Genomic DNA, 1,653 nt, shown 5'->3' with positions numbered 1-1,653 from the left:
TTCCAGCAAATCCTGATAGAGCCAGAACGACCTGCGATGTTGCGCGGGACCATGGCGTGAACTCCTGTCGGGTTTAATGACATTTACGCGTCCGCGCCGGGGTCTGGTCAATCGGATGCGATCGGGACGCGCGGGGTGGAATGGCTTGAAGTTACGCCCCGGTCCGAAGCGGCAGCGCTAGGACGATGGCGAGCACACAGAGTTTCAGCACGCAGGGCAAGACGGCATAGGCCACGGTGAGCGTACGCAAGGCCGCGTCGGTATTTTGCGCGCCGGGGGTGAAGCCAAAGGTTTGCGGCACGGGTAGGATAACGAAGGCGGCCAGAGCGAGGCCGAGCTTGCCCGCGAAGGACCACAATCCGAAGGGTTGGGAAGCGCTAAGACCCGCTTGGGTCAGCGCAACCGAAAACATCGCCGGCAGGATCACCATGTCGGCGCCCAGTGTCGCCCCCGAGGCCACACAGACCGCCGCGAAAGCCAGTGCCGATCCCGGGCCGAGGAAGGCGGCACCGACGAACCGCGCCACCGCCAGCGGCATGGCGATCAACAAGACCGACCTCGGCCCGATGCGCCGGTTCAACCGTGCCCACCAGGCACGCTTATCCCGGCGCAGACTAAAAACAGGATTATGCCCAGGCGGTAGGCCGAGAATAAGAGCACCAGCACCGCCAGAAGCTGCCAGACCACTGCCGGTCCTGTGGTGAGCGCAAAGAGCAGCGGAAAGACTACCATCGTTCAGCTCTGAGTACGGCTGATGTTGAAGGCCTTGCTATCTTTAACTTTTAAAAAATGTTCGCAGCTCATGTCTTCCTAAACAACGGGAGACAGATATGACTTTCACACACCGCGACATCCATGATCTGCGGCGCAGATCGAGCGAACAGGTAAGGCAAACGTTCGTTGGACTTGCGTTATCAGGGATGCGGAGGCCCGCTTACTCCGGTGTTTTTCAGAGACTCGCGGGCACAAAAATACCGACGTACATTAGCGACCTGATCCTAGATGGTCATCAACGCAATCTGACCATTCGTCTTAAGATGGAACCGCGCGAAGTTGGTCAAGAGAACATACGACGCCGATATATGGCAACGATCCAAGGTCAACGACTTTTATCGGAATACGGCCCATTCATTCTCATTGAAGTTAATCCAAAAAGCGAACGTGCGTGCCTGCAGGGATCGATGAACCTCGGAGCAGTGCAACTGTTGATGACTGTGCTGCCCCACTGGAATGCACAATGCTTCAATCCCTGGATATGTGTTCTCGAACCCCTGCGATCCGACGGCTGAAACGCATGTCACACCCGGCTTCGAAACTCAACAAAAGTGTTACCATTTTCCACAATTCTGCGTCGGGATTCGTGCCTACCGTCACCTGCGTACCCGATTTCCGGCGCAATCAGGTGGCGAGGAAGAGAGCTTTTCAGCGCTACAACTTAGCCGTCCTCACCCCTGTGGCTTAAGTGATCACTACGGACACTGCCTATTAATGGGCCCTTTCATTCACATTTCTTTTTAAACCTTCCTAAACCAAGGAAATCTATTACATGACTGGAATTCATCACACCCAACTTTTGGACCAAGACAGAAATTTCGTAGATACCGATGTTGATGACAGACATAGCAAGGTGCCTCCCCGGATAACTATAGAGCA

Annotated in this window: 2 protein-coding genes; one reads left to right on the top strand and one right to left on the bottom strand. The window is 55.2% G+C overall.

Going from position 1 to position 1,653, the window contains the following annotated elements; genetic code table 11:
• Nucleotides 1–151: 151 nt before the first annotated feature.
• Nucleotides 152–580, bottom strand: coding sequence for an MFS transporter (locus tag FQ320_RS25165; RefSeq protein WP_370513110.1), 429 nt, complete (start codon nucleotides 578–580; stop codon nucleotides 152–154).
• Between the two features lie 250 nt (nucleotides 581–830).
• Here FQ320_RS25165 and FQ320_RS25160 point away from each other — a divergent pair, with 250 nt between their 5' ends.
• Complete coding sequence (locus FQ320_RS25160; RefSeq protein ID WP_148475992.1) at nucleotides 831–1,289, top strand: hypothetical protein; 459 nt, start codon at nucleotides 831–833, stop codon at nucleotides 1,287–1,289.
• The last annotated feature ends 364 nt before the right edge of the window (nucleotides 1,290–1,653 follow it).

This window comes from Oceaniovalibus sp. ACAM 378 (assembly GCF_008085915.1).
Taxonomy (GTDB): Bacteria; Pseudomonadota; Alphaproteobacteria; order Rhodobacterales; family Rhodobacteraceae; genus Oceaniglobus.
Note: the sequence above shows the minus strand (reverse complement) of the source record. Positions and strands in the feature narration are given on the sequence as shown.

What these genes read in the sequence shown, in the direction of transcription:
- FQ320_RS25160 (WP_148475992.1), top strand. Translation starts at nt 831, where the DNA reads ATGACTTTCACACACCGCGACATCCATGATCTGCGGCGCAGATCGAGC.